The organism is Geofilum rubicundum JCM 15548 (assembly GCF_000974365.1).
Classification (GTDB): Bacteria; Bacteroidota; Bacteroidia; order Bacteroidales; family Marinilabiliaceae; genus Geofilum; species Geofilum rubicundum.
Genome location: NZ_BAZW01000003.1, coordinates 189,112 through 208,550 on the forward strand (window position 1 = coordinate 189,112; position 19,439 = coordinate 208,550).

The following is a 19,439-nucleotide window of genomic DNA, read 5'->3' on the forward strand; positions in this document are numbered from 1 at the left end:
TGCTGTGGGGATGTTTGGATACCTTACGATATCCCGGATGATTAATGAATTATTTGTCTGCGCATGAACAAAGAAAATCGGGATGCCATTTTGGCCCTTATCAAACGGGAAGTTGTTCCGGCCATTGGCTGCACGGAACCGGTGGCTGTGGCATTGGCTGTAACCAAAGCCAGAGAAGTGTTGGGTGAAAGGGTTGTGAAGGCGGAGGTGTTTCTGAGCCGGAATATTCTGAAAAACTCTATGGGGGTGGGGATTCCCGGTACCGGTATGATTGGTTTACCCATCGCCATAGCCTTGGGAATTGTTGTGGGCAAGTCGGACTACGGATTGGAGGTTTTAAAAGATTTGAATCCGGAGGTATTGGCACAAGCCAAGGAGTTGGTGGCTGCACAAATTAGTTCTGTCCAATTAAAGGAAGATGTTCCCGATAAGCTCTATATTGAAGTGCACTGTTATGGTAACCAAAGCCATTCAAAGGTTATAATTTGTGGTAGTCACAATCATATTACTTATGTTGAAGCCAACGGAGCTGTTCTTTTGGATGAAATGAGCAATGGCCGTTTCAGAAAAGCTGAAACAGATGAGGTAGAATTGTCCTTTGATACCATTTATGATTTTGCGACAGAAACTGCGCTGACAGACCTTGAATTTATTCTGGAAGCAGCCGAGTTGAATAAATCAGCTGCCAAAGAGTCGCTGAAGGGACCTTTTGGTCATTCAGTGGCCCGGGTATTACAGAGTTCCTCTTTTCAGGACATCATGGGAAGTAGCATTTATAATCGTTTGGTAGCCGTTACCGCTTCGGCTTGTGATGTGCGTATGGCCGGTGCCATGGTTCCGGTTATGAGCAACTCAGGAAGTGGCAATCAGGGGATAACCGCCACCTTGCCGGTAGTGGTCTTTGCCGAAGAGATGAATAAGTCCAGGGAGCAATTGGTTCGTGCCCTCGCCCTCAGTAACCTGATGGTTATTTACATTAAACGCGGCCTGGGCCGCTTGTCGGGTCTCTGCGGTGTAACCGTTGCCGGTATTGGCGCATCGTGCGGCATGACTTATTTGATGGGTGGCAGCAGAGAGCAAATAGCCTTTTCGGTCAAAAACATGATTGGCAATATGACCGGAGTCATTTGCGATGGCGCCAAACCCAGTTGTGCACTTAAAGTGTCCAGCGCCGTATCAGCAGCTATTTTCTCTTCCATGATGGCCATGGACAATAAGGTGGTTTCCGCTCTGGAGGGCATTACCGATAATGATGTGGACCAAACCATAAGGAATCTGACCGACATAGGCTCAGAGGGCATGACCCAAACCGATAAAATGGTTCTGGATATCATGGTCAATAAAAAGCAGGATACTCGGGGATAACCTCCATTTGAAAATAGCCCTTTATCCATGAATTAAAAATGACAATATCAACCTTCGTGTGAAATTTTTGATGCGCAAATGGGCAAAGCCTTGTGAGTGGCTTACTCTGTCAAGCGGGTAAGAATATCTGACAAGTAGCTGTTCAGTTGCAGACAGTGATGGGTCTTTCGGATTTGCTCAGAGCTTTGGACATAGGTTTCCTGATAGTCATCTACGTTATCGCTTGCCAGCAGAGCGGACAGGGATTCCGGGGTGGTTTCAAAATGAAACTGAAAACCAACAACCTGGTCGCGGTAAATAAATCCCTGGTGGGGGCAGCCTTCACTCTTGAAAATGTGTAGAGCGCCTTTGGGTATGTCAAACATGTCACCATGCCAGTGAAAAGCCACAAAGGACTCAGGGAGATCGGCCAATAAGGGATGGGTGTTTTCAAGCGTTGCCGGAAACCAGCCGATTTCTGTATGTGGCGCTCGTGCCACTTCAGCTCCAAGTACATGGGCCAGTAATTGGGCGCCCAGACAAATACCGAGTACACGTTTATCCATGGCAATGGCGCGACTGATATAGGCCTTTTCTTCTTTCAGCCAGGGATGCTGTTCTTCATCAGAAACCCCCATTGGGCCACCCATGACAACAAGCAGATCTATTTCTTGAAGGTCTGGTAGTGGTTCCTTATCATATAACTTGGTGCCACTCAATAGATGGCCTTGGTCTTTGGCCCACTGCTCGATATAACCGGGGCCTTCAAAATCGACATGTTGTAAGTAATGAATGTGCATATTGAATTTCTTTGCAGACTAATTATTCTCATGTAAAGATAGTGAAAAATGAAGCGGTCTGATTATTCAAAAATAGTCAGACCGCTCGCTTTCAGCCTAGATTTTCTTCCCTATGAAGAAGGTATAGCCATAGAAGTCGCCATACTTATCGTACAGCACTGCCTCATGCTTAAGATAAGCAATCAGGTCTTCTGCCGTTGAATTGCCCCGGTACTTTTTTAGGAACAGTTCCTGAGCTGTCACCTGAGGCTTAAAAAAATGGTCGGTCCAGCAATCCTTCGGTAAAATAAACGCAGCCACAGGCAAATATCCTGCCGCTTGCATCTGCGTGACCTTAACTGGGATGGTATCTATTTCCGGATAGGCTTGCCAAAAGGTGCTGATTTCTTCGGGCTGCTTTTCGGTGAACCACACTGCCTCGGTGACAGCGATATACCCGCCTGGCTTTATGAATTTTCGCCATTCTTCCAATCCTCTTTTAAAGCCGATATTGTAAATGGCGCCTTCTGACCAGATTAGGTCCAGCTCCTCTTCTTCAAAGGGCAGGTTTTCCATAGTACCGACAAGGCCTTTGACCCTTTCTGTTAACCCCGCTTCCAGCGCATTTTGATTAAATAACTCGATGAAACGTGGAAAAAGATCGATGCCGGTAATAGAGCCTGGTGCCTGTTTTCCCAAGACCATGGTCTGTCCCCCGGTGCCACAACCAATGTCGGCTATTTGTGATTCTTTTGTGAGCCCATCTATAAAGCTCAAAGCTTTAAGGGTGACTTCAGGACTCCCCGGTCCCTGCCTTTTTACATTGGAAAAATATTCACAGATTAATTGAAGTTCGAATGCGTGAATCGAAGAATTATTGTTACTCATGGTATTTCAATTGAATGTTTAATATATGGACATGGTCATTTAGGGGACAAGAAAATGCCCCGAAATAATTATGGATAACCTCAGAGAAATCCAAGGTTATTTACCTCACCAAATCCATTTTAGTAATAAACATCCAAAGTTTTTTAGTGTTACAAATTTGATGCTTTTATTTTAAAAGGACAATGGTTTTTTAGGTGATTTTTGAAAATTTCCCTTAACTTGAGTTTTTGAGCATGATAGGCTGGTATATGCCGGCTATTCCTTTGCAATTTTGCTGTTGAATTAAAACATTCGCCAATAAATTTTATGTGGTACTATTCTTCCATTGAACCCGTGTATTACCTGTTGCCGATGATTGGCTTTTTGGTGGGACTCTTTGGTTCATTGTTGGGAGGAGGGGGCGGATTTGTTTTTCTGCCGGTGCTGACGCTTTTGGTGGGTGTGCCTGCACAAATGGCTGTCATAACCACTCTGGTGGCCACCTTGCCGGTCTGCCTGGTTGGTTCATTCGCTCATTTTAGAAAGGGGCATGTGGATATCAAGGTGGGCTGGGTTTTTGCTTTGGCCGGACTGGCAGGAGCTTTTGGCGGCGCCATGGTGTCGCAAAGTCTCACCTCGTTTCAATTAAAACTGGGATTCGGGATATATGCCGGCGTCATGGCCATCAAATTGTTTTGGGATACATGGAACCGATCTCGATCCCTTTCATCAAAGGGTTCGTCCAGACGCCATATGAAAAGTGTTTTTTACGGTTTTTTAGCTGGAGGTATTACCGGAACCTTTGGTGTGAGTGGAACGGCACCAGTTATGGCGGGCCTGTTTTCGATGCAGATGACACTGAAGGTCGTGGTAGGTACTTCCATTTTAATTGTCCTGGTTAATACCGCATTTGCGGCGAGTACCCATTTTTTATTGGGAACCGTTGACCTGACGCTGGTGGCATTTTTAACGGCAGGCTCGGCCTTGGGGGCGCTTTTGGGACCAAGAGTACTGGTCTTTTCTGATCGCTCAAAAAAGACAGAACCTCTTGTTCGATATGGCTATGCATTGGTCATGCTGTTGATTGGTGTTTTGATGATCCTGGGTTAAGAAATCTAATTTTGAAAGGAAGAAATGATACAAACCATTTATTGGATTATTATAGGTTATTTTTTGTTGGGGGCACTTGGCTTTTTCTTTATTAACCGACGCAAACCTGCTGCTGAGGCCCGGCAAAGCTATGTGAAGTTTGGGGTCTATTTTCTGCTGGTAAATCTGTTGTTCTTCAGTATGGTGATGACACCCGTCTGGTTTGATTGGCTGGCAGGATTAATAGTGATCGGAGGCATGGCAGAGCTGGTGTTTGTTTTTAAACGTGGAGGTTATCGCCAAAAGATGTTTTTCACCATAGCCCTGCTTGTTTATGCTTGTCTGGCCTTATGCTTGCTTTATTTCAGTCGATTAGAAGCAGGGTTGATGCTGTTTGCGTTTTTGGTGTTGTCCATTTTTGACAGCTTCAGTCAGATCAGCGGACAGCTTTTTGGTAAAAGAAAACTGGCCCCAAGTGTTAGTCCGAATAAAACAATGGGAGGTTTCATTGGGGGCGGAGTGACGGCCTTATTGAGTGTGTTTTGGCTTCGACAATTATATGGCGCAGATATCTGGGATGCTTTGGCTTTGGCAGCAGGCATCATGTTTTTTGCCTTCTGGGGCGATTTGGCTGCTTCGTATTTTAAGCGCCGTTATGGAGTGAAAGATTTTAGCAAAGTGTTGCCCGGACATGGAGGCCTTTTGGATCGTTTTGATAGTCTGCTGGCAGGAGGGGCATGGGTGGCGCTGGTGACCTATTTTTAAGCAATTGAAAACAGGAATTGAAATGGATAATATTCTTTTACTGGCATTTTTTTATTTGATAGGCATTTCATTGCTCTTATTGTTTAATGAGATGAATTACCGGCGACTGAATCTGAAAGGAGAGGTGACGCGTAAGTTTGCCCATTTAACAGCCACGCTGGCTACGGTGCCCTTTCCCTATATTTTTGATTCACCTTGGTACGTGCTGGCACTGGCGGTTCTCTTTTTTTTGGCCTTGCTTATTACCCAGCATAGCAAATATTTAAAATCCATTCACGACATCCAACGAAAGTCGATCGGCAGTTATTTGTTACCTCTGGGAATTTTTTTATCCTTTTATTTATCCTGGCATTTTGAGCATAAGTTTCTGCACATTCTGGCCATGCTGATTTTGGCCATTTCCGATCCGGCCGCTGCCCTTTTGGGACTCAATGTGGAGAAGTTTAACGGACAAATTAAATTGATCGGACATCGCTTCGATAAGACCTGGTTGGGTTCAGCCGCCTTTTTCAGTTCAAGTTTGATCATCAGTCTGATTGCCCTGTATTTTAATCGTGAATTGTTTGACATAAAAACCTTTTATGTGGCCCTGTCAGTAGCTCTGGTCAGTACCCTGGCAGAGTTGTTCAGCTGGCGGGGATCTGACAATCTGACCATTCCTTTGAGTGTTATTTTGGTTTTGCTGTGGTTGCTTTAAAGCATTGTTAAAAGAAAGAAATTTGGTATGAAGAGAATTATGTACAAAGGGGAAAATATTCTGAATCTCCCCAACGCCTTTAGTTTATACCGGGTACTGGTGTTTCCGGTCATCTTTTATATGGCCCTGACCGGGCAGGAGAGTTGGTTCGTTGTTTTGCTTTGCATAAGTCTGGTGACCGACATTATTGATGGCAGTCTGGCCCGCTTGTTAAAGTTACAGACCAATTTTGGAGCGGCACTGGATAATTTGGGCGATATTCTCACCTATGCCATGGCACTGCTGGGATTATTTTTATTTAAGTGGTCCGTTATAGAACCCCATGCCTGGATTCTGTGGATATTCCTGACGGTATTTGTCGCCAGCTACCTTGTATCCTTTCTGCGATTCGGAAAAATTCCCGGCCTCCACCTTTACTCAGCTGTTACCGCCGGTTACTTGCAGGGCCTTTTCTTTTTTGTGCTTTTTGTCTTCGGTTTTTACCCCTGGTTTTATTACCTGGCCATAGGTTGGGGCGCCATCGCTTATACCGAAAAGATTTTGGTTCTGCTCAAACTCGATGATATTCGCATAGGCGTTAAAGGCTTATACTGGTTGATGAGGGAGGGGGGATGAGGCCTTGTGGCATCCTTTCTTTTATCGCTGGTGGATCAGGAGAAACCTCTTTTAGGGTTGATAAAAATCAATGTTTTTCGGTTTATTTAAAGTATATTTATAGCTGTATACTTTTGTGAAATCTTTTTACCTGTCACCTTATGCCGGATCAGCCCAAATTATCCTCCCTTCTAGAAATTATTATGCTGTTATCCAGCGGCATTAAATACAGTATAAACCAGATAAGCGATCGTTTGGACCTTACCCCACGCACCACCCAACGATACCTTAAAACCATCCGTGACGCGGGTTTTATTATCCCCCGTCCCGTCAACGGGCTCTATTTCATCGATAAACAGTCGCCATACTTTAAAGAGTTGAGTGAATTGGTGCATTTCTCCCGTGAAGAAGCCCAGATTCTCTACAATGCCATCCATGCCATATCCAACGAGAATACCATTAAGCAGAACCTTATTCAAAAGCTTTTCGCCCTTTATAAGTCGCCGGTAGTCGCCAATATTCTGGTCAAACAGCAGCACTCGAACAATATTCATCAATTGATCAAAGCCATTGAGCAACGCCGAAAGGTCGTTTTACACAATTACCAATCGGCCAACAGCAGCAAACAATCCAACCGACTGGTAGAACCCTATAAATTCACCACCAACTACGTCTCCATTTGGGCTTATGACCTTGAAAGCGGGCAAAATAAGATCTTCAAAAATTCGCGCATCGCTTCTGTAGAAATGTTGAATGAATTATGGGAGCATCCAGACAGCCATCAGGAGGCAGAAATGGACCATTTCCGGATGAGCACAGAAGAACGCATCCCCGTTCGTCTTTCCCTCACCCTGCGGGCCTGCGAACTCCTGAAAGAAGAATTCCCTCTGGCCGAAGGCCACATAAAAGAAGTGGCTCCCTCGCAATACGAATACCAGGCCACCGTGTTCAGCCTCGAAGGCGTTGGCCGCTTTGTTTTGGGCCTCTGCGATGAGGTAACCATCCACGAACCGGAAGCTCTCAAACTTTTTATTCAAAAAAAGATGAATTCTTTTTTAAAATGACACCAGTTGGCATTTTGGGTAAGTAGGTTTGGAGGGTGAATTTATGTTAAGGCTAATAAGTAATGAGTTTTTATTATGAGTTGTAAAAATATAAATTGAATGAGATTTGAATTAACATTTACACGAGTTGGTAAACAGCGGATGCTACCAATGGACTATCAATATTACATAAGTGCATGGGTGTATAAAGTTTTAAGACAGGCGGATTCTGAATTTGCAAAATTTTTGCATGAAAAGGGATACGGGAATTCAGAGGTCAAACTCTATAAACTCTTTTGTTTCTCAAGACTCAGTTTTGGAAGACCGGTAATGTGGAAAGACAAGGGGCTGTTTGAGATAAATAAACGCGAGATACACCTGCAATTAGCTTTTGATGTCCATGAGATAGTAGGGAATTTTATAAAGGGACTGTTTATGTTGCAAGATTTTTATCTGGGTGATAAGTTTAACGGAATTGATTTTAAAGTCAGCAATGTAGAAGGCCTGACAAGTCCCGCGTTTTTACCTGTTGTGAGATATCAGTTACAAAGCCCTTGGGTCGTAAGTATACAGCCAGAAGGGCGGAAACATGCCAAATACCTGTCCCCTGATGATTCGGATTTTGAAGAATTAGCCGTTAAGCATATTGCAGAAAAGTATAAAAGTACCCGGTTAGAAGAGCCAGGCGATATCAGTTTGAAAATAACCACACCATTTAAGCGCTCAGGCTTTTTATTAAAACCCGGCACCAAGGAAGAAACCCGTGTAGTAGGGAATATATTTGATTTTGAATTAGCTGCTGCCCCCGCAGTGCACCAAATGATTTGGAATGCTGGAATAAGCGAGAAAAGTGCCAGCGGGTTTGGATGGGTAGAGGTGCCGAAGTAGTCTTGTGGATTAAAGTTTTAAATCCTATTTGATTTGGGATATAACCCCATTATAAACGAATTAGTATGAAGCAGAATTATAATAAAGTTGATTATGAGTGGCTTACAAGGTCTACTGGTGACCCGTTTGCTGATGCAGGAGGTTATGCCATTGAATACCTTTCGGAGAAATTTCCTGAAAAGGATATTCTTGAATTAATCGAATACATTACAAAAATATATGTTGAGAAATGGGGAGGAAAACTGCATGCCTTTTTTCTCAATTCTAAAGTTACGCAAGCCGCTTTTCAAGGACAAAAAAAAATCGATGAAACAAACAAATACTTTGAAGGAATGGTTAACGAGACGCACTCTTCTGAAGTTGGTTTCTGTCGTATTACCGGACAAGAAACTAAATTGTTTTTTGGTGGCCGGGACAACTCTATAATGACAGGATCAGGAACCTTAATTAATTTTCATCACTTTTTCCAAAAGGGGATTTCCCTTTCAAAAGAAGCTCTGATTCGAATTCACTTTGTTCCATTTGCATGCCAGCAACTGCAAGGAAGAATCAGTTTGTTACAGAGCAGTAATAAGAATCTTAGCAATTTGTTTGTAAAGCTTACTGTTGAAAAAAATCTTCATGATATTGGAATTGGTCTTTCCGAAGGAGTGGCAAAATCAGATTTAAATAAGCCAGCTAACTCCATATTCTATTTTATTGATTATGCGCTTTCTAAAATTCAGGATTTTGGAGATGGAAAGGCTATTCCCTCATTAACTCTTTACCATTTTACGAACTTCGGTGCAAGTCCGGAAATTCAGTTGTATCAACTTCCTGCAAAAGTGTTTCTTTTTTATAGAACTTGTATGCAACCTAAATTTCGTGAGGATTGGCAAAAGTTTGTTCGGTCAAATTATTTTGATGGCCAGCATAAAGGGGCTAAATACAATCATCAAACTGAAAAATTTGAATATGTAAAATCGAAAAAGATTGAGATTATTGATCAGACCGATTATAGACAATGGCTTAATGTGGTATATAATAAGCTCTTAAATGGTGAAAATATCAGAATGTATTTTCTTAGATGGTCACGCAAGCACTCGTTTAGCTTTGAAATAGTAGCAATATATCAACAAAACATTATAGGTATGAAAAAAGAAACCATTAGCAAGATTAAAGAATTGGCAGCATTTCTGGTCAGAGAAGAAGACTCAGATAAAATTAAAAAGCGGATTAAGGCATTGGATGGTGCCAAAAACGCAGCGGCCTTGCGGCGTTTTATATTAAAAGACGTGGTTTCAGCGAACTATTCTACAGGAAACAAGAATCCAATTGTCTCGTTGGATGATTACATAAATTATTTATTTCCTGATGGTTCCTTTTGGGCTGAAATTAGAGATCTTTTGTTAATTGCGGTTTATCAGGAAATGCATGAAAGGGAATTAATATCTGAGGAATTAAAAATAGAATTGGAATCAGAAATTGAAAATGAAATTACTAACGAATAAACCAAAAAAATCATGAAAAATATCAAAACCCAAGGATTTGTATTAATTGATGTTGATGTAGTGGCATTAAATAATGCCGGCAAAAATACTCAAAGCAATAACGACAACGCAGTTGCAACTAAAACAATCCGAAAAAACGGACGTAGTTATGTTTATGTATCGGGTCAGGCATGGCGATACTGGTGGCGTGAAGCTTTGCAGAAAAATGCAGATTGGAATTTATCTCCAATTACCCGAGATGGAAAAATTGCTTTTACCAATGCTAATCCGCTGAAGTTTCCTGATGATGATGTGTTTGGCTATATGCGTGCAGCCAAGGATGCCGAACTAGATGAAAATGGTGAACCTGTCAAAGATAAAAAGGGTAATGTCAAAATGACAAATGTGACAGTAACTCGAATATCTCCTTTAAAGAATTCAGCAATTATCTCCGCTGCTAGTGTTAGGCCTGAACAGAATTGGTCAAGCATGACGCGTCAACAAGGAGACGCCGTTCCTTACGAAAAACAGGAATATAGTGCAATTATGAAGGGAATGTTTAGCTTAGATCTTTCTATGGTTGGGACCTTCTCTAATTATGATCGTACTGGATTTAAAAATCTTTCAATCATATTACAAGAAGAAGCATTGAATAATGGAGCGGAGGAAATTGATGATCCTTACGTGTTGGATGGAAAAGGGAATCCGAAGAAGCTGATCAGATTAGCAAAAGGTATCCGGGAAAAAAGGGCAACTGACACCATTCAGGCTTTAAAAATTATCTCTGGAGGAGCAATGCAGACCAATAACATGGGTGATGTAACTCCCAAATTTATTATCCTGGGAACTACTAAAACAGGAAATCACCCGTTTAGTCATATTGTTGGCAGTAAGGGACAACGTGACGAGGAAGTAGTCTTCAATATTGAAGGCTTGGTCGAAGTTTTAAAAGATTACAAAGACACTTTCATTGGCTCAGTATTTATTGGTCGCCGAAGTGGTTTCATGGATGAAATTACTGATGATTTGAAGACACTGGAAACAATGGAAGATATTCCAACTGTAAAGGTGCTGTCGGTAAATGATGCTATCGACCAGTATTGTGAACAAATGAAATCTCAAATTGAATAATGAAAGCATTCCGTTTAAAATTGAACTCGTGGACTTCGAGTTTCAGATATCCCAACCTAATTTCGGGTTTCCAGCCTACGCTTGAGGTTCCTCCTGTTAGCACGGTTATGGGCTTGATTAATGCGGCATCTGGAAAGTATTTACAGAACAGGAAAATGGAGTTTGGTTATTACTTTGATTTTAAAATAAAGACGATAGATTTGGAAACTATTTACCAGATTAAGGCTAATGGTAAAAATTATCCTGACAATGCGGTCAAGTCAAATGTAATGCACCGTGAGTTTTTGTACGATTGCCGACTTTTCTTGTACCTCGTTGATGAAGATTTGGTTTCGTGTTTTCGAGAGCCTGCCTATCAACTCCTGTTAGGGCGAAGCGGGGATTTGGCTGGAATTGAAAGTATTAAAGTAGTCGAAATGCAGGAGGTGCAAGATGCAAGATTTGGAGGTCAGGTTATTCCGTTCCACGGAAACAATTTGCCTGGGCAAATTCAAGCTTTACCTAAATATTTTAGTAACACCATACCTCGAAAAAATATGGGAACTGAGCCGTACTCTGTAATTTCTTATAATAATCCGGTTAACTCCCAACTGCATGGTTATAGGTCTGTACTAGAAGAATTTGACAGTGATATTTTCTTTCACAAATTTGAAGTATGATAACTACAACAAAGGAGGTTCTGGCCAAATCAGAACCTCCTATTTCACTGAAACAACACATTGATGAATGTTTGGGGGTGTGCGAATCACTTCGGAATGCATTTGAACGCCTACCTGTAGGCGATTCAGATCGTTTTTGGCAATTAATTCGATTAGGAATCATTTTTCATGATTTGGGAAAATCCCATTCTGAGTTTCAAAAGATGCTTTCCAAGGAGCGCACTAATTGGTATCATCAGAGACATGAGCTGTTTTCAGTCTCTTTTGTGGAACAATTGGAATTACCAGAAGAGGATAAATCGATATTGAAATTAATTATTGCTGGACACCACAAGGACTTCAATTTTCTTTTTGATCATATTCAACATGGTTATAAAACTGGTGAGGATTTATTTTCATTTGGAGAGGATGGGAAACTGGAATGGGATGAAGAAACCCAGAAGCTAAATCAGCAATTCATACAGGCCTTTTTGAAAGAGTATAATGTCCCATTCAAAATTAGCTCATTAACCTTTCCTCTTCAATTGATTAAAGATTATGCTCGTAATCCGATTAACGCGAGTAATATAGTTTTTCAGGAGTTGTTAATGGCTGCCGGAGCTTTGAAACAATGCGATCATTCGGCTTCCGCCGGAATATTTAAAGTGAACGTTTTAGAAGAAAAGCATTTTAATTTTCTATACGATACCGAATGGAGACCATATTATCACCAAAAGAGGTCTTCGGAAATTAATGGGAATATTATATTGACAGCTCCAACAGGCTCTGGAAAAACAGAAGCCTCGTTAATGTGGCTTCATAAACAGATTAAGGAAAATGGACAAGGACGAACCTTTTACATTTTGCCGTTCACAGCTTCAATCAATGCCATGTTTGAACGACTTGACCACAAGATGCAAGGAAATAATGAAATTGTTGGAGTTGTTCATGGAAAACTGACGGAGTACATTGAAAGTCGGTTCGGGGAAGAAGATTATAGTTTGCAAAATGAAAAGATTAAATATGAGCTTAAAGATAGTTTTCGAGCCCTAGTTCCTCCTTTAAAAGTTACAACTCCCTTTCAATTGCTTAAATCTATTTTCGGTTTGAAAGGTTTTGAAAAAGGTATTTTTGAAATGAGTGGTGGCTATTTTATTTTTGACGAAATTCATGCTTATGATCCTGAAGTAACCGCACAAATCAAAGTTCTCATCGAGTTTGCTTCCCGATTTCTGAATGTGAATGTTTGTCTTATGACTGCCACTTTGCCAAGCTTCTTGAAAAGGGAATTTTCTGAAGCATTAGGGAGTTATACAGAAGTTTGTGCAGATGAAGAGTTATACCAATCATTTGTTCGGCACCGAATAAGAGTGAATGAAGGGTTACTTTTCGATCATGTTGCTGATATTCAGCTTCGCTTAGATTCAGGTGACAAGGTGTTAGTTGTTAGTAATACTGTAAAACAAGCTCAAGCTATTTACAAAATTTTGAATGCTTCAAAAAAAGTATTGCTTCATAGCGCTTTTAATGGAGTGGATCGTAACCAGAAAGAGAATGAATTGAAATCAGATGATGTAAAGCTTTTGGTGGGAACTCAGGCGATTGAGGTCAGTTTGGATATTGATTACGATGTTATTTTTACTGAGCCTGCCCCGCTTGATGCATTATTGCAACGATTTGGGCGTGTGAATCGTCATCGGTTAAACGGTCATTATCGTTTACCCTGCGATTGTATCATATTTTCCAAACGCAACGATGTGGACAAATATATCTATAAAAATGAGGAGATTATTTTTAGAACTTTGAATGTGCTTCGTGAAATAGAAGCTATTAATTCAGGAGTAGTTTCCGAAATCGAATTGCAAAAATACATTGATCAGGTTTATCCTGATTGGTCGGTCAAGGATAAGGACGATTTTGACCGAGTTTATTCCCATTTGAAAGCAGATGTCCTGGAAAACCTTTCTCCCTTTATTTTTTTTCCACATCGCGAAGAGGAATTTGAAAAACAATTTGATGGAATAAAAGTGTTGCCCTCTATAAAGGCGCATGAATATCAAGAATTGCTGGAAGCAAACAAATTCATCAAGGCTGAATCTTTGAAGGTTTCCATAACAAAACAACGTTTTGCATCGTTGATTTCTAAAGAAGGTATTCAGCGTGAAGTTTCAGCTTTTCAACTTATTCGAAAAGAAGTAATCAAAGAGCAATCTTATTTTATCATTAATCGAAAATATGACGATAATTTAGGTTTGCAATTAGATGTTGAAGAAAGCAGTCAGCAGTCACAGTTTTATTAAAAACCAACATTGTCAAAAGCTGCGCGATAAGAAAACAGTAGTAAACAAGAATATAAGCAATACAGCACTAACTTTATGTACAGCCACTTTCTTTTAAAAGCGGAGCAAAGAGTTTGCCTTTCTCTTAAAGGTTATGCCCTCATCATGAATCCAATATTGTTTTTTCAAGGCTCTGTAGCTGCTGAATCTATTTATGTAGGCAAAAATTTATTAATGTGAACTCATAAGAAGTAATCAAGGTCATGCAAATAACCGGAACTCATTTCAACTATTATCAAGTATGTCACCGTAAACTTTGGTTATTTGCCAATGGTATTAACATGGAGCATACCAGCGATTTGGTGGCTGAGGGCAAACTGATACATGAAAATACTTATCCTTTTCGTAGTGATAAATATACAGAGATTGAAATTGATGGGGTTAAAATCGACTTCTACGATGCCCGAAATAAGGTGGTACACGAAATAAAAAAGAGTCGGAGCCATGAGGAGGCGCATGAGTGGCAAGTGAAATACTACTTATTTGTGTTGAAGAGAAACGGTATAGATGGCGCCACCGCTGTACTGGAATATCCAACTCTGCGAAAAACGCTAAATCTGGAGTTGTCAAAAGATGATGATGAGAAAATAGTAGAAATGCGGCGACAAATAGAGGAAATCATCTCGACTCCAAATTGTCCTCCGCTTTTGAACAGCAGAAAATGCCGTAATTGCTCGTACTTCGACTTTTGTTATTCGGGGGAAGGTGAAGAATTGCCATTGTAATCCATTTTTTTTCATATGCAGTTATATCTAGACAATTTTGACTCTGAGATCGACCCGGTTATTGTTGACCGGGGGCTGGCGTATTACTATTCAAATGCCATAACTGAGGCTGTTGAGTATCCTGAAGGACATTGGACTGCCAGCGTTGAAGGGAGCGATGATTATACCGTGACTATTGACTTTCTTGGCAATAAGGTTCTTGACTGGGATTGTGACTGTCCGTACGATAAGGGTCCGGTTTGCAAGCATGTGGTGGCTGTTTTACGGTATGTAAAGAATCTGGTAAAAGGTGACGAATCCATTGGTGTCACAAAAAGTAACGATGAAAAATCGCAACAACTTTCGTCTCTTGAGACCGCCACAAATATTCTGTCCCGAATGACGGACAATGATTTGCGTGATTTTGTTTCGCAGCAGCTTCATTTCGATGATTTGTTCTTAAACTCTTTTTTGATGGCGTTTCCCGATAAGGATCAATCAAAATTATCCGAAGATAGGTATAGGCAAATTATCCGTGAGATTGCTCTGAAGGCGGCCGATCGGTATGGTTATATAGATTACTACCATGCAGACGATTTTGTTAGCCCTGTATTAAGTTTGCTGGATGATGCCAGCAAACGTTTGACAAAAAGTAACGTTGATGAAACGTTCGCTCTTGTTTCTGTAATTATGGAGGAAACTCCTGAATTGGCTATGGAGATGGACGACTCAGGAGGCGGCATTATGATGATTTGGGAGGATGCTTTGGAGGTGATGTGTCAAATAAATGAATTGGCTCAACCAGCGTTTAAAGATGTGATGTTTAATTATTTTGTGACGCAGTTGCCCTTTGAGCGCTATAATAATCTGGGTTTAGACGATTCTTTATTGAGTCTTCTTGGAAAACTTGCCTATACAAAAGAACAAGAAAAATGCCTTTTGGAATTGATAGACCAAAGAATCAGAACTTTGGGAAAGGAATTTAATATTAGGGGGTTGCTGCAAATTAAAATTGATTTTTTTGAAAGACAAGGCAGACTAGCCGAAGCGTGGGAGGTCGTTACAGCGAATCTTAATATTACTGAATTTAGGATGAAAGTTATCGACCGTTTCATTTTTGAGAAAAAATTTGATGAGGCACGCAGATTCTGTAGGGAAGGTATTATTCTGGAAAAGGGCGATCGCTATGCTTGGTCTCCCGGTTCTAAGTACAAGGAAAAGCTTTTGGAGATAGCTCAAAAAGAGCCCAATAAAAAAGAGATATTGGCACTGGCTGAAGATTTGTTTTACTCAACGCAATATCAGATTAAGTATTTTAAGTTGCTGAAAGATAATTGGCCTAAGGAGGGATGGGAAAAAAAGCGAAATTTAATCATTGATCGCATAAAAGGTTCGGATGCCAAAGGGAGTTTTCAAAGTGCGTTTGCTCTGGCCAAAATTTTTTCTGAGGAAGAACTTTATGACCGTTTGCTCAAGCTCTTACAAATCAATCAAACATTTATGGTGTTTGTGGATGAGTATGCAAAGATTATTGCCGGATACTATCCGGCCGAGGTTGTGGAATTATACTCTCAGGCTATCCTTAATTATGCAGAAGCAACAGGCCGACCGGTTTATAACGAAACCGTGAAATATTTGAAAAACTTGTCGGATTTAGCTGGCGGCAAGGATGTTGCCGCCAGGTTGGTCTCACATTTCCGACAGGTTTATAAAAACCGGAAAGCATGATGGAGATACTAAATAAACACTTTTAATCCAAGCCATGAAAAAAACCTACTACCTTTTTAATCCAGGGCAGTTGAGCCGAAAGGACAATACGCTAAAATTCACACCGATGGTTGAGCCGGGCAACCCTGTTGCCGCTCCTCGGTATTTGCCTGTTGAGGGTATTGAGGACTTGTACGTTTTTGGATCACTGGATGCTAACAGTGCCCTCTATAATTTTCTGGGGCAAAGCAATATTGCCGTACATTTTTTTGACTATTACGAAAACTATACAGGCTCCTTTATGCCACGTGACCAGTTGCTGTCTGGTCGCATGCTTATGGCACAGACTTCGCACTACACGGATAAAGTCAAACGCCAGACCATTGCAAGGAATTTTATTGACGGAGCATCTTTTAACATCCTTAAAAACCTAAAATACTATCACAATCGCGATAAGGATATGGCCGAAATAATCGAAAAGATTGAAACCCTGAGATTATCCATTGCCAACACTTCTGCCATCGACCAGTTAATGGGCATTGAAGGCAATATTCGGATGACCTATTACGATGCATTCAATCTCATAGTCAACGATTTCTCCATGGGTAATCGTACCAAACAGCCACCACAGAACGAGGTGAACGCGCTTATCTCGTTCGGAAACATGATGTGCTACAGTCAATGCCTGCGTGCCATACACCAAACCCAGCTCAACCCGGTAATCAGTTACCTGCACACGCCTGGCGAACGCCGCTACTCTCTGGCACTTGATTTGGCCGAGATTTTCAAGCCGCTTTTGGTGGACAGGGTTATCTTTAAAGTGTTAAATAAAAAGGCGATACAGGAAAAGCATTTCGACCGCCAACTTAACCGCTGTCTGCTTAATCCATCGGGTAAAAAGATATTTGTACAGGCATTTGAAGAACGCCTCAACGAAACCATTAAGCACCGTAAACTGAACCGAAATGTGAGCTATAAACACCTGGTGAAATTGGAGTGCTATAAATTAAGTAAACACCTCTTGGATATTGAGGAGTATAAACCCTTTAAAATGTGGTGGTAGAATCCTTCTATATCAAGCCAGAATTTTTCCAACCAAAATAAACTACCTTCTTATGTATATTATTCTTGTTTATGACATCAACCAGAAGCGTGTAGGGAAAATGCTCAGACTTTGCCGTAAATATCTGAACTGGATTCAAAATTCTGTATTTGAAGGTGAAATTTCAGAAGTAAAGCTAACAGAACTAAAATTTAACGCTTTAAAAATCATGAATCCTCAGACTGACAGCTTGATTATTTTTAAAACTCGGCAAGAAAAATGGCTTGATAAAGAAGTTATTGGATTGGAGCGTGCTGATATTGATAATTTCCTGTAATTACTGTGTTTCCAACTACAGTTTTGAGCCTCTAACACTGTATTATAGATCTTCTGTTGGACTTCCTGCAAGACCTGGAAAATTTTCGGCCGCATAGATATAGAAAAAAAGAAACTAATTAGTTACATTTGTAGTATCGTCATGAGAATACTTGAACCCTACAAAGATTATTTTTGGGAGTTTTATAACCCACTCCCACAGAAGGTGAAAGAAAAAGTTGATTACGTTTTGCAAATTGTAATTTCAGTGCAAAGAATATCGACTAATTTCTTTAAACACCTTGAAGATGGAATATATGAAATCAGAATCGAGGTGGGGCGCAATATTTATCGAATATTTTGTTTTTTCGATGATAACAAACTTGTGATTTTACTGCATGGCTTTCAGAAGAAAACCCAAAAAACCCTGAGAAAGGAAATCGAACAAGCCAAAAGAATAAGGAGGATGTATTATGAAGACAAAGAATCCCAAAACAATAAATGAACTCCTTGACCAGAATTATGGCAAGGAAGGAACCAAGACTCGTGACGGTTTTAAGCAAAAAGCAGAAGCCTTCATGGTTGCGGAGTTGGTAAAAGCATCTCGTAAGAAAGCCAATTTAACACAGCAACAACTGGCAGAAAAATTGGAGGTGAAAAGGTCGTATATTTCGAAAATAGAAAGGGCTTCAAGTGACGTTCGGATCTCAACCTTGCGGAAAATTATTGAAACCGGATTAGGAGGAAAGCTTCATGTTAGTGTTGAATTTTAAAATGGCTTTCAGGCCGTAGTTCATTGGAAAATATAGGCATTGCCTTGTAAAAAAGTTTTGTTATTAATCAGTATTTTTTCATAATCAGGGCTGAACCTCCAGTTCTATTTCTCATATTAATCCAGTTCTCTGATTTTTTTGTTACCTCAAAACAATAGTTTCTTTAAATATCAGATAAAATACAGTTTTAAGTCGTTCGTGATGATGTCGGTAAGGCGTTGATTATGAATAAGATAAATAATTTAAGGTTGTCGTTCCACCTGCAAATATTATTATTTCATAACAAAGAATGCAATTCATAATAGAAGAAAGTTCTTTGACGTACTGAAAATCAATTATATAAATGTGGTTGTCGATCCTCGGTCTTTTTTGAACTTTCAGGCATCGACAACTTTTCGCTTGCAAAACACCATCCAAAAGCTATCTTTACACCAGTAATGTCGTTATTTTTTTGTGAAAAACTAACGGCTTTTAACCGCACCAGAGTGGAATTGAAATTCAACTGTGATTCCGATAACGGCGAACAGGTACCCGCTTTTAACCGCACCAGAGTGGAATTGAAATAGGTACCGGGCAATATCCGTAACAGAATGCTGGCGCTTTTAACCGCACCAGAGTGGAATTGAAATTAGCTTAACCGGTCGGTAAGCTGCATCCCTTTCACTTTTAACCGCACCAGAGTGGAATTGAAATCAGTGAGTGAGAATCATTTGTGAAGAGACAGTGTCTCTTTTAACCGCACCAGAGTGGAATTGAAATTGAAAAGATTGTCACCGGCAATCATGAGGAGACTCTCTTTTAACCGCACCAGAGTGGAATTGAAATCGGTCACACCCTGAGGGGTATCGGTTCCGGCACCGACTTTTAACCGCACCAGAGTGGAATTGAAATACTCAATAAAATATTCCCTATCTGGGTATTTCTCCTTCTTTTAACCGCACCAGAGTGGAATTGAAATTAAAAAGGGCTAATGGCTTGATATAACGAAAAAAGCCTTTTAACCGCACCAGAGTGGAATTGAAATAACATTGCGAAAAGAATTATAGTTTTTGTACTTCCTTTTAACCGCACCAGAGTGGAATTGAAATTCCAAAAATCGTAACTGCTACCCCGGTGAGCCATCTTTTAACCGCACCAGAGTGGAATTGAAATGATTGTAAGTCAAAGACATATCCTCGTTCACAACCACTTTTAACCGCACCAGAGTGGAATTGAAATGGGCTAGCGAGGTTACAAATGCACTCGCACCTGCGCC

At 40.6% G+C, this 19,439-nt stretch carries 19 protein-coding genes, 1 pseudogene and 1 CRISPR repeat array; of the genes and pseudogenes, 18 read left to right on the forward strand and 2 right to left on the reverse strand.

Annotated features, from left to right (window positions below; all coding sequences use genetic code 11):
- The first annotated feature begins 63 nt into the window (after positions 1-63).
- Positions 64-1,365 (forward strand): L-cysteine desulfidase family protein, encoded by a 1,302-nt coding sequence (locus tag JCM15548_RS03035; protein WP_062122394.1) that lies wholly within the window; start codon positions 64-66, stop codon positions 1,363-1,365.
- A 101-nt stretch (positions 1,366-1,466) separates the two neighbouring features.
- Here JCM15548_RS03035 and JCM15548_RS03040 read toward each other — a convergent pair whose 3' ends face one another.
- Entirely contained in the window at positions 1,467-2,144 is a 678-nt protein-coding gene (locus JCM15548_RS03040; RefSeq protein WP_062122395.1) for a type 1 glutamine amidotransferase, read from the reverse strand.
- Between the two features lie 96 nt (positions 2,145-2,240).
- Complete coding sequence (locus JCM15548_RS03045) at positions 2,241-3,011, reverse strand: class I SAM-dependent methyltransferase (protein ID WP_062122396.1); 771 nt, start codon at positions 3,009-3,011, stop codon at positions 2,241-2,243.
- 306 nt (positions 3,012-3,317) lie between these two features.
- Between JCM15548_RS03045 and JCM15548_RS03050 the strand changes: the two genes are divergently transcribed.
- From JCM15548_RS03050 to JCM15548_RS03125, 17 genes and pseudogenes are all read left to right on the forward strand, one after another.
- Complete coding sequence (locus tag JCM15548_RS03050; RefSeq protein WP_062122397.1) at positions 3,318-4,100, forward strand: sulfite exporter TauE/SafE family protein; 783 nt, start codon at positions 3,318-3,320, stop codon at positions 4,098-4,100.
- 24 nt (positions 4,101-4,124) lie between these two features.
- Positions 4,125-4,844 carry a phosphatidate cytidylyltransferase gene (locus tag JCM15548_RS03055; RefSeq protein ID WP_062122398.1) on the forward strand — a complete coding sequence of 240 codons (720 nt, stop codon included), beginning with the start codon at positions 4,125-4,127 and terminating at the stop codon, positions 4,842-4,844.
- A 22-nt stretch (positions 4,845-4,866) separates the two neighbouring features.
- Positions 4,867-5,541: a diacylglycerol/polyprenol kinase family protein gene (locus tag JCM15548_RS03060; protein WP_062122399.1), complete on the forward strand. Its 675-nt coding sequence runs from the start codon at positions 4,867-4,869 to the stop codon at positions 5,539-5,541.
- Positions 5,542-5,568: 27 nt separating this feature from the next.
- Complete coding sequence (locus JCM15548_RS03065) at positions 5,569-6,156, forward strand: CDP-alcohol phosphatidyltransferase family protein (RefSeq protein WP_062122400.1); 588 nt, start codon at positions 5,569-5,571, stop codon at positions 6,154-6,156.
- A gap of 140 nt (positions 6,157-6,296) precedes the next feature.
- The gene (locus tag JCM15548_RS03070) at positions 6,297-7,199 is read left to right on the forward strand and encodes a helix-turn-helix transcriptional regulator (protein ID WP_062122401.1); all 903 of its coding nucleotides are present in this window, start codon (positions 6,297-6,299) and stop codon (positions 7,197-7,199) included.
- Between the two features lie 99 nt (positions 7,200-7,298).
- Positions 7,299-8,066 carry a CRISPR-associated endoribonuclease Cas6 gene (gene cas6 / locus JCM15548_RS03075; RefSeq protein WP_062122402.1) on the forward strand — a complete coding sequence of 256 codons (768 nt, stop codon included), beginning with the start codon at positions 7,299-7,301 and terminating at the stop codon, positions 8,064-8,066.
- A gap of 65 nt (positions 8,067-8,131) precedes the next feature.
- Positions 8,132-9,556, forward strand: coding sequence for a type I-B CRISPR-associated protein Cas8b1/Cst1 (cas8a1, locus tag JCM15548_RS03080; protein WP_062122403.1), 1,425 nt, complete (start codon positions 8,132-8,134; stop codon positions 9,554-9,556).
- A 12-nt stretch (positions 9,557-9,568) separates the two neighbouring features.
- Complete coding sequence (gene cas7i / locus JCM15548_RS03085; RefSeq protein WP_173427640.1) at positions 9,569-10,666, forward strand: type I-B CRISPR-associated protein Cas7/Cst2/DevR; 1,098 nt, start codon at positions 9,569-9,571, stop codon at positions 10,664-10,666.
- A complete protein-coding gene (cas5b, locus tag JCM15548_RS03090) occupies positions 10,666-11,325 on the forward strand; it encodes a type I-B CRISPR-associated protein Cas5b (RefSeq protein WP_062122405.1) in 660 nt (219 codons plus the stop codon). Before cas7i ends, cas5b begins: the two co-directional genes overlap by 1 nt.
- Positions 11,322-13,604: a CRISPR-associated helicase/endonuclease Cas3 gene (locus JCM15548_RS03095; protein WP_062122406.1), complete on the forward strand. Its 2,283-nt coding sequence runs from the start codon at positions 11,322-11,324 to the stop codon at positions 13,602-13,604. The genes cas5b and JCM15548_RS03095 overlap by 4 nt, the downstream gene beginning before the upstream one ends.
- A gap of 242 nt (positions 13,605-13,846) precedes the next feature.
- Positions 13,847-14,368, forward strand: a complete 522-nt coding sequence (gene cas4 / locus JCM15548_RS03100; RefSeq protein ID WP_062122407.1) for a CRISPR-associated protein Cas4 — start codon at positions 13,847-13,849, stop codon at positions 14,366-14,368.
- A 15-nt stretch (positions 14,369-14,383) separates the two neighbouring features.
- A pseudogene (locus JCM15548_RS26110) lies at positions 14,384-14,629 on the forward strand (SWIM zinc finger family protein); the annotation flags it as partial.
- Positions 14,630-14,746: 117 nt separating this feature from the next.
- The gene (locus JCM15548_RS03105) at positions 14,747-16,075 is read left to right on the forward strand and encodes a hypothetical protein (protein ID WP_227625376.1); all 1,329 of its coding nucleotides are present in this window, start codon (positions 14,747-14,749) and stop codon (positions 16,073-16,075) included.
- Between the two features lie 34 nt (positions 16,076-16,109).
- A complete protein-coding gene (cas1b, locus tag JCM15548_RS03110; protein ID WP_062122409.1) occupies positions 16,110-17,117 on the forward strand; it encodes a type I-B CRISPR-associated endonuclease Cas1b in 1,008 nt (335 codons plus the stop codon).
- 52 nt (positions 17,118-17,169) lie between these two features.
- Positions 17,170-17,433, forward strand: a complete 264-nt coding sequence (gene cas2 / locus JCM15548_RS03115; RefSeq protein ID WP_062122410.1) for a CRISPR-associated endonuclease Cas2 — start codon at positions 17,170-17,172, stop codon at positions 17,431-17,433.
- A gap of 141 nt (positions 17,434-17,574) precedes the next feature.
- Positions 17,575-17,916 carry a type II toxin-antitoxin system RelE/ParE family toxin gene (locus JCM15548_RS26115; RefSeq protein ID WP_062122411.1) on the forward strand — a complete coding sequence of 114 codons (342 nt, stop codon included), beginning with the start codon at positions 17,575-17,577 and terminating at the stop codon, positions 17,914-17,916.
- Positions 17,885-18,184 (forward strand): helix-turn-helix domain-containing protein, encoded by a 300-nt coding sequence (locus tag JCM15548_RS03125; protein ID WP_062122412.1) that lies wholly within the window; start codon positions 17,885-17,887, stop codon positions 18,182-18,184. Before JCM15548_RS26115 ends, JCM15548_RS03125 begins: the two co-directional genes overlap by 32 nt.
- A 468-nt stretch (positions 18,185-18,652) precedes the next feature.
- Positions 18,653-19,402: direct repeats of the CRISPR family, unit length 30 nt; unit sequence CTTTTAACCGCACCAGAGTGGAATTGAAAT.
- The last annotated feature ends 37 nt before the right edge of the window (positions 19,403-19,439 follow it).

Coding starts and splice junctions, on each gene's coding strand:
- cas5b (WP_062122405.1), top strand. CDS start 10,666: ATGAAAGCATTCCGTTTAAAATTGAACTCGTGGACTTCGAGTTTCAGA.
- cas2 (WP_062122410.1), top strand. CDS start 17,170: ATGTATATTATTCTTGTTTATGACATCAACCAGAAGCGTGTAGGGAAA.
- JCM15548_RS03125 (WP_062122412.1), top strand. CDS start 17,885: ATGAAGACAAAGAATCCCAAAACAATAAATGAACTCCTTGACCAGAAT.
- JCM15548_RS26115 (WP_062122411.1), top strand. CDS start 17,575: ATGAGAATACTTGAACCCTACAAAGATTATTTTTGGGAGTTTTATAAC.
- JCM15548_RS03070 (WP_062122401.1), top strand. CDS start 6,297: ATGCCGGATCAGCCCAAATTATCCTCCCTTCTAGAAATTATTATGCTG.
- cas4 (WP_062122407.1), top strand. CDS start 13,847: ATGCAAATAACCGGAACTCATTTCAACTATTATCAAGTATGTCACCGT.
- JCM15548_RS03095 (WP_062122406.1), top strand. CDS start 11,322: ATGATAACTACAACAAAGGAGGTTCTGGCCAAATCAGAACCTCCTATT.
- JCM15548_RS03050 (WP_062122397.1), top strand. CDS start 3,318: ATGTGGTACTATTCTTCCATTGAACCCGTGTATTACCTGTTGCCGATG.
- JCM15548_RS03060 (WP_062122399.1), top strand. CDS start 4,867: ATGGATAATATTCTTTTACTGGCATTTTTTTATTTGATAGGCATTTCA.
- JCM15548_RS03105 (WP_227625376.1), top strand. CDS start 14,747: ATGACGGACAATGATTTGCGTGATTTTGTTTCGCAGCAGCTTCATTTC.
- JCM15548_RS03055 (WP_062122398.1), top strand. CDS start 4,125: ATGATACAAACCATTTATTGGATTATTATAGGTTATTTTTTGTTGGGG.
- JCM15548_RS03035 (WP_062122394.1), top strand. CDS start 64: ATGAACAAAGAAAATCGGGATGCCATTTTGGCCCTTATCAAACGGGAA.
- cas6 (WP_062122402.1), top strand. CDS start 7,299: ATGAGATTTGAATTAACATTTACACGAGTTGGTAAACAGCGGATGCTA.
- cas1b (WP_062122409.1), top strand. CDS start 16,110: ATGAAAAAAACCTACTACCTTTTTAATCCAGGGCAGTTGAGCCGAAAG.
- JCM15548_RS03065 (WP_062122400.1), top strand. CDS start 5,569: ATGAAGAGAATTATGTACAAAGGGGAAAATATTCTGAATCTCCCCAAC.
- cas8a1 (WP_062122403.1), top strand. CDS start 8,132: ATGAAGCAGAATTATAATAAAGTTGATTATGAGTGGCTTACAAGGTCT.
- cas7i (WP_173427640.1), top strand. CDS start 9,569: ATGAAAAATATCAAAACCCAAGGATTTGTATTAATTGATGTTGATGTA.
- JCM15548_RS03040 (WP_062122395.1), bottom strand. CDS start 2,144: ATGCACATTCATTACTTACAACATGTCGATTTTGAAGGCCCCGGTTAT.
- JCM15548_RS03045 (WP_062122396.1), bottom strand. CDS start 3,011: ATGAGTAACAATAATTCTTCGATTCACGCATTCGAACTTCAATTAATC.